The organism is Methylobacterium sp. WL69, assembly GCF_008039485.1.
In the GTDB taxonomy this organism is placed as follows: domain Bacteria; phylum Pseudomonadota; class Alphaproteobacteria; order Rhizobiales; family Beijerinckiaceae; genus Methylobacterium.
Genome location: NZ_VRUZ01000151.1, coordinates 1 through 6,523, shown reverse-complemented (window position 1 = coordinate 6,523; position 6,523 = coordinate 1). Strand labels below are relative to the sequence as shown.

The following is a 6,523-nucleotide window of genomic DNA, read 5'->3' as shown; positions in this document are numbered from 1 at the left end:
GCCTCCCCGTTCCCCACGGCCGTGAAGAGCCCGGCCCGCCTCGCCTCCGTCGACGGTCCGCGCACGGAGTCCGCGCCCAAGACGGTCTCGGGCGCCAAGGTGACGCCCACCGCCTGGGTGATCCAGCTCGGCGCCATGGATGACGAGGACAAGGCGAAGTCCATGCTGGCCGAAGCCCGCACCCGCGCCGGCGGCTCCCTGTCGCGGGCCGCGCCCTACACGGTGAAGGTCGAGCACGGCGGCGCCACCCTCTACCGCGCCCGCTTCTCCGGCTTCTCCGAGCAGGATACGGCGCAGGACGCCTGCAACGCCCTGAAGCGCAGCGGCTTCAGCTGCTTCGCCACCCGCAGCTGATTTCTTCGGACGGCCGGTCCCGCGTGGACCGGTTCTCGACCCGTGCGGCGCATCACAGCGGCGTGCGCAAAACCGGCCCCTTGCCGGTGGACAACCCTCGAAAAATCCCCCTGGCACGCGCGTGGAGTCTCAGCGATGTCGGTTCGTCAGCCTGTCCCGGGCCGCGTTGACGCGCGCCGCCTGCTCGGCCGTCCCCCCCTGGTCGGGGTGGAGCCGCTTCATCAGCGTTCGGTGCGCGAGGCGGACGTCCTCCAGGGACGCCCCGCGCTCAAGCCCCAGGATCTCATAGGCCTGCTCCTGCGTCATCGCCCCTGGGTCCGCCGGGCGGCGCGTCCCCGGGTCGGCATCAGCCTGAGCGTGTTCACGCCCGCCGGGGTTCCGGCGGTGGAGATCCGCCTGTAGGCGGGTCCACCCCCGGACCCGGTCCGACAGGGCCCGCCAGCGGCGGCGCAGGCCGCCCTCGCCCTCCAGAAGCCACAGGCCGGCGAGGACCAGGATCACCCCGAGCTCGGGGCGGCCCCGCACCAGCACCAGCCCGGCCGCCGCGAGGGCGAGGGTACCGCCGGCCCGCCGCAGCAGCCGGGCCGTTCCGGCCGGCGACCGGCGCAGGGCGTTGCGGCCGAGCCACCACAGCAGCAGCAGCCCGAAACCCGCCAGCAACAGGGTCATCGCGCGCCGCCAAACCCGGCGCGCGCCCGGTGCCCGATGCGCCGGCGCGGGCCGGATGCGCCGCGAAAACGCGCCGGTCCACGCCCCCATGGAACGGAGCGGACGCCGCGTCCGCGCCGGTCCGGCGGGGCGATGGGCATCGCCGGGGATCGCGGGTCAAGTCGCATCGGTGGATCTTTCGTATCGGTGAAACCCGGACCGTCCGGGCCGCTCACCGCCGAACCTCGGCGACGTCGGCCGTGGTCACGCGGACCCGACGGGTGCGTCCGTCCCGCACCACCGTCAGGTCCACGGTAGCATCGATGCCGGCCGCCGCCATGGCCGCCGTGAGGTCGGCGAGGCGGCGGACGGGCTGGTCCCCGACCGCCACGATGACGTCGCCGAGGGCCCCCGTCTGCGGATCGACGCCGCGCAGTCCCGCCGCCGCGGCCGGCGAGCCGCGGATCACGCGTACCACCACGACCCCGTCGATGCCGAGGCGGGCGGCGATGGATTCCTGGCCGGCGATGATGCCGATGCCGGGATTGCGGGTGCGGCCGTTGCGGATGAGTTCGGGCACCACGCGGTTGACCACGTCGACGGGGATCGCGAACCCGATGCCGGCGCTCGCCCCCGAGGGCGAGAAGATCGCCGTGTTGACCCCGATGAGGCGCCCGGCGGAATCGAGGAGCGGACCACCGGAATTGCCGGGGTTGATCGCCGCATCGGTCTGGATGACGCCCGAGAGTTCGCGGCCCTCGGCCGTCGGCAGGCGGCGCTGGAGGGCGCTGACCACGCCCGTGGTCAGGCTATGGTCGAGGCCGAACGGATTACCGATGGCGTAGGTGGTCTGGCCGACCTTGAGATCGGCCGAGGTGCCGATGGCCAGGGGCGGCGGCGCGGTCGTGCGTCCGAGCTGGAGGACGGCGAGGTCGTAGCTCGGCGCCGTCCCGACGATGCGGGCCGTCACCACGGAACCGGACGAGAGCCGCACCGAGATGGAGCCGCCCCCCTGCGCCGCGGCGGCCACCACGTGGTTGTTCGTGACGATGTGGCCGGCCGCATCCCAGACGAAGCCGGTGCCCGTCTGCGAACCGCTGCCCTCCTGCTCGCCCCCCTCGTCGGACTCGACGCCCAGCAGGGCGCGGCCCTGTGCCGCCGCCTGCGCGAAGACGTGGACGACGGAGGGACTCGCCCGGGCGAACAGGGCGACGGTGGAGGCTTCCGCCGGCGCGAGATCGCCCCGGGCCGTGATCGCGCGCGGCGTCCGGGCCGCGAACAGGACGGCCGTCACGTAGGGCTGCGCCACGAACAGGGCGAGCAGGATCAGGGCCGCGCCCACCGCGATCCGCACGAACCGATCCGTCATCGCCATCCTCTTCACGGTACTGGGAAAACCCATTTGGTGCATTGCGGCATTAACCGGCCGGTGACGCTTCTGCCGTCAACTCACCTCAAGGGCCGGAACGGCCCGGGTGTGACAGCACACCGTTCAATCTCAACGCCGCAGCTACATCCTGCCTATAGGGGCAACCACAGGAAGACCCGTAACCCGACAGAGCCGTATCGCCCAAGTAGCACCGGCCAGAACGATGCTCCGTCATCGCCCTGACCCTGCGCCGGAACGGACGCCATCTGCACAATTGCGTCCGAAACGACCGCAAAGCCGCCCCAGAGATGCTGCCATTCCCCACCATCGTCCGCAGCGGCCGTTCAGGTTCATCCGCTTAAAACGGATGCACCGGACAGCCGGCATCGTGGGGATTGACCCTCCCGATCAAGGAACAGGAACCATGGAAACCGAAGCCCTCGAACGTCCCGCCGACCTGACCATCTGGCGGACCGCCCCCGTCCCGGCCCCCCTCGCCCAACCCGAGCGTTACGACACCCTGCGCGAGGCCATCAAGGCCGCCGCCGGTGCTCTCACGGACCCGGCCAAGCAGCCGTGGATCATCACCGAGGAAGGCGAAATCCTGTCCCCGAACTGGATCCGCACCTACCTGAACTGAGACGACCCGCCTCGACTGAAACGACCTGCCCTAACCGAACGACTTGACCTCTGACATCCTCCCGGCCCCCTCGACGGGCCGGTCTTCCCCGCGAGCCGACCGCCGGAACTCCCGCGGCCGGCTCACGAGGGTGACGAGGACGTAGGACACGATCATCAGCAAGTACCACGATCCGAATTTCCCCCACGACACCGCCGACCAGCCGGCCTGCTGATGGGGGTAGAGCCAGATGCGGCTCGCGGTCCCGATGTTCTCGGCGATCCAGATGAACAGGGCCACGAGCACGAAGCCGACGACGAGCGGCATCCGGCGATGGACCCGCCAGACCTTGAAGTGGACGAAGGTCCGCCCGAACAGCACGCAGGACAGGGCCATCAGGACCCAGCGCAGGTCCAATGCGAAGTGGTGGGTGAAGAAGTTGAGATAGATCGCCCCGGCCAGCGGCAGGGTCAGCCACAGGGGCGGATGGCGGGTGAACCGGAAATCGAACAGCCGCCACACCCGGGCGATGTAGGAGCCGATGCTCGCATACATGAACCCGGTGAAGAGCGGGACACCGGCGAGGCGCAGGACGCTCGCCTCCGGATAGACCCACGATCCGACCCCGGTCTTGAACACCTCCATGACCGTTCCGACCGCGTGGTAGAGGGCGATGACCTTCGCTTCCTCCCAGGTTTCCATCCGCGCCAGGAGCAGGACGACCTGGATCGCGACCGCCGCCAGGGTGAGGGCGTCGTAGCGGCTCAAGGGGGCATCCTTGGGGTAAAAGAGATAGCTCGCGATCAGGAGGGCGCAGATCAGGCCGCCGAACAGGCAGGCCCAGGCCTGCTTCACGCCGAATCGCAGGAATTCGTAGAGGCCGGCGACGAAGGGACCGCGCGCGAGCGCCCAGGCGCCGAGCCGTGCATCGACCGCGATGAACCGGGCGAGGGGCGGCCAGCGGCGTGCGGCACTGTCTTCCATCGCCCCCTCGAAACCGGATCTTCCGCGCAACGCCCATGGGATCGCGGCGTGGACGATTCGTCCCGTGGCGGTCGCGCGTCAAGCTCCGCGGGACGGCTCGGACGAGCGATACGATGGTGCGGGATCGCCGACCCGTTCCCAGAAAAAAAGGCCGCTCCGAAGAGCGGCCCGAAGTCTAGGGAGGAAACGCCCAAGAAGGGCTGCCGAACCGCGACGCCATCGCGATCCCGCAATGCACAAAGTAGAGTGCAGCGCACAAAACGCAAGAGGGTCCGAGGGCGGCCCCGCGCTTTTCCCGTGATCCGCGCGGGGCGTTGCCGAATTGTCCCCTGGGCGGGCTCAGCCTTCGGCGAGGAGCCGGGCGATCTCGGCCCGCAGGGGGCCGCCGAGGTCCTCGCGCTCCAGGGCGTAGGCGATGTTGGCCGTGAGGAAGCCGAGCTTCGAACCCGTGTCGTAGGTCCGTCCCTCGTAGCGCATGCCGAAGAAGTCCTGGGTCCGGGCGAGCTTGATCATCGCGTCGGTGAGCTGGATCTCGCCGCCGGCGCCCTTCTCGCCATGCGAGAGCACCTCGAAGATCTCCGGCTGCAGGATGTAGCGGCCCGAGATGATGAAGTTCGACGGGGCGGTGCCGGCTTTCGGCTTCTCCACCATGCCGTTGATCTCGAAGGTCTGGCCGAACGTCTCGCCGACGCCGACGATGCCGTACTGGTGGGTCTCCTCGGGCTTCACCTCCTCGACGGCGATGACGTTGCCGCCGTGGCGCTCGTAGGCCGACAGCATCTGCTGCATGCAGCCGCGGCTCAGCATATCGGGCAGCAGCACGGCGAACGGCTCGTCGCCGACGATCTCGCGGGCGCACCAGACGGCGTGGCCGAGGCCCAGGGGCTCCTGCTGGCGGGTGAAGCTGGTCTGTCCGGCGGCCGGAAGATCGCGCTTGAGCTCCTCGTAGGCCGCCTGCTTGCCGCGCTCCTGCAGCATCCGGTCGAGTTCGAACGCGATGTCGAAATGGTCCTCGATCACCGCCTTGCCGCGGCCCGTGACGAAGATGAAATGCTCGATGCCGGCCTCCCGCGCCTCATCGACGACGTGCTGCACCACGGGCCGATCCACGACGGTGAGCATTTCCTTCGGCACCGCCTTGGTCGCCGGCAGGAAGCGGGTCCCGAGGCCCGCGACGGGAAGGACGGCCTTGCGAATCGGTTTCATCTAGCGGGACCCGGTATCGAGTGTGGTGGGACGAGCCTCGAAGGCGCCATACGATAGAGCATCGGCCGGAACGGTGGGAACCGGCCTGCGGACACGCCGATGCCGAACCGAGGATCGGGCGTATCGGATCGGGTCCGATGCGCCCACATCCCAAGAACGGTCGAAGAACGTTCGAAGACCGGTCGAACAGCGTGGCCGTCGAACGGCATAACCCATGCGCGGGTTTTGCGATATATCGATACCGTAAGCTCCGGGAGGTGATGGTCATGGCTGTTCTGGTGACGGGTGGAGCGGGCTATATCGGCAGCCACATGGTGCTCGCCCTGCTCGATGCGGGGCATGACAGCATCGTGGTCCTCGACGATCTCTCGACGGGCTTCGACTGGGCCCTGCCGCCCGAGGTGACCCTGGTCATCGGCGATGTCGCCGACCAGGTCCTGGTGGCCCGAATCATCCGTGAGCACGGCGTCGACGCCCTGGCCCACTTCGCCGCGCGCATCGTGGTGCCGGATTCCGTGGCCGACCCCCTGGGCTACTACCTCGCCAACACGGTGAAGACCCGCGCCCTCCTCGAGACGGCGGTGCGCGAGGGCGTGAAGCACGTGATCTTCTCGTCGACGGCGGCGGTCTACGGCGAGCCGGACGTCGTCCCCGTACCCGAAGACCTCCTGCCCTCCCCCATCAACCCCTACGGCCGCTCGAAGCTGATGAGCGAGTGGATGATCGCCGACGCCGCCCGGGCACACGGCTTCACCTACGTGATCCTGCGCTACTTCAACGTGGCCGGCGCCGACCCGCGCGGCCGCACCGGGCAATCGACCCCCAACGCCACTCACCTCATCAAGGTCGCGACCCAGGCGGCCCTGGGCCACCGCAGCCATCTCGACGTCTACGGGACCGACTACCCGACCCCGGACGGCTCGTGCCTGCGCGACTACATCCAGGTCTCCGACCTCGCCGAGGCGCACCGCGTCGCCCTGGACCACCTGCGCTCGGGCGGCGAGAGCCTGACGATGAATTGCGGCTACGGCCAGGGCTATTCCGTCCTCGAGGTGATCGAGGTGGTCAAGCGCGTCTCGGGCCGGGACTTCGAGGTCCGGCTGTGTCCGCGCCGGGCCGGCGACCCGGCGCAGATCGTCGCCCGGGCCGACCGCATCCGGGGTCTCGGCTGGACCCCGCGCCACGCCGACCTCGACGGCATCGTCGCCCAGGCGCTGGCCTGGGAAGATGCCCTGACGAAGCGCAATCGCACGTGAGGGTTCGGACCGCGCGCCTCGTCCGGACCCTCGTCTCCGCCCTCGTCCTCGCCGGGGCCGCCGGCGCGGTACGGGCCCAACCCGCCC

7 protein-coding genes are annotated in these 6,523 nt (G+C 69.7%); 3 read left to right on the top strand and 4 right to left on the bottom strand.

Going from position 1 to position 6,523, the window contains the following annotated elements; genetic code table 11:
* The coding region (locus FV218_RS21650) for an SPOR domain-containing protein (RefSeq protein ID WP_187273138.1) at positions 1-354 on the top strand (354 nt) is incomplete at its 5' end.
* A gap of 129 nt (positions 355-483) precedes the next feature.
* On the opposite strand, the gene FV218_RS21645 is transcribed toward FV218_RS21650, so the two are convergent.
* A complete protein-coding gene (locus tag FV218_RS21645; protein ID WP_147711514.1) occupies positions 484-1,023 on the bottom strand; it encodes a DnaJ domain-containing protein in 540 nt (179 codons plus the stop codon).
* Between the two features lie 211 nt (positions 1,024-1,234).
* On the bottom strand, positions 1,235-2,371 hold the full coding sequence (locus FV218_RS21640; protein WP_147711513.1) for a trypsin-like peptidase domain-containing protein: 1,137 nt from the start codon (positions 2,369-2,371) through the stop codon (positions 1,235-1,237).
* A gap of 424 nt (positions 2,372-2,795) precedes the next feature.
* Between FV218_RS21640 and FV218_RS21635 the strand changes: the two genes are divergently transcribed.
* The gene (locus tag FV218_RS21635) at positions 2,796-3,011 is read left to right on the top strand and encodes a hypothetical protein (RefSeq protein ID WP_056086766.1); all 216 of its coding nucleotides are present in this window, start codon (positions 2,796-2,798) and stop codon (positions 3,009-3,011) included.
* Between the two features lie 30 nt (positions 3,012-3,041).
* Here the strand turns inward: FV218_RS21635 and FV218_RS21630 are convergent, their stop codons facing one another.
* Positions 3,042-3,974, bottom strand: a complete 933-nt coding sequence (locus FV218_RS21630) for a DUF817 domain-containing protein (RefSeq protein ID WP_147711512.1) — start codon at positions 3,972-3,974, stop codon at positions 3,042-3,044.
* A 339-nt stretch (positions 3,975-4,313) separates the two neighbouring features.
* Positions 4,314-5,180, bottom strand: coding sequence for a UTP--glucose-1-phosphate uridylyltransferase GalU (galU, locus tag FV218_RS21625; RefSeq protein WP_056086771.1), 867 nt, complete (start codon positions 5,178-5,180; stop codon positions 4,314-4,316).
* A 266-nt stretch (positions 5,181-5,446) separates the two neighbouring features.
* On the opposite strand from galU, the gene galE reads away from it, so the two are divergent.
* Entirely contained in the window at positions 5,447-6,436 is a 990-nt protein-coding gene (gene galE / locus FV218_RS21620) for a UDP-glucose 4-epimerase GalE (protein ID WP_147711511.1), read from the top strand.
* The last annotated feature ends 87 nt before the right edge of the window (positions 6,437-6,523 follow it).

What these genes read in the sequence shown, in the direction of transcription:
- FV218_RS21645 (WP_147711514.1), bottom strand. Translation starts at nt 1,023, where the DNA reads ATGACCCTGTTGCTGGCGGGTTTCGGGCTGCTGCTGCTGTGGTGGCTC.
- FV218_RS21640 (WP_147711513.1), bottom strand. Translation starts at nt 2,371, where the DNA reads ATGACGGATCGGTTCGTGCGGATCGCGGTGGGCGCGGCCCTGATCCTG.
- FV218_RS21635 (WP_056086766.1), top strand. Translation starts at nt 2,796, where the DNA reads ATGGAAACCGAAGCCCTCGAACGTCCCGCCGACCTGACCATCTGGCGG.
- FV218_RS21630 (WP_147711512.1), bottom strand. Translation starts at nt 3,974, where the DNA reads ATGGAAGACAGTGCCGCACGCCGCTGGCCGCCCCTCGCCCGGTTCATC.
- galU (WP_056086771.1), bottom strand. Translation starts at nt 5,180, where the DNA reads ATGAAACCGATTCGCAAGGCCGTCCTTCCCGTCGCGGGCCTCGGGACC.
- galE (WP_147711511.1), top strand. Translation starts at nt 5,447, where the DNA reads ATGGCTGTTCTGGTGACGGGTGGAGCGGGCTATATCGGCAGCCACATG.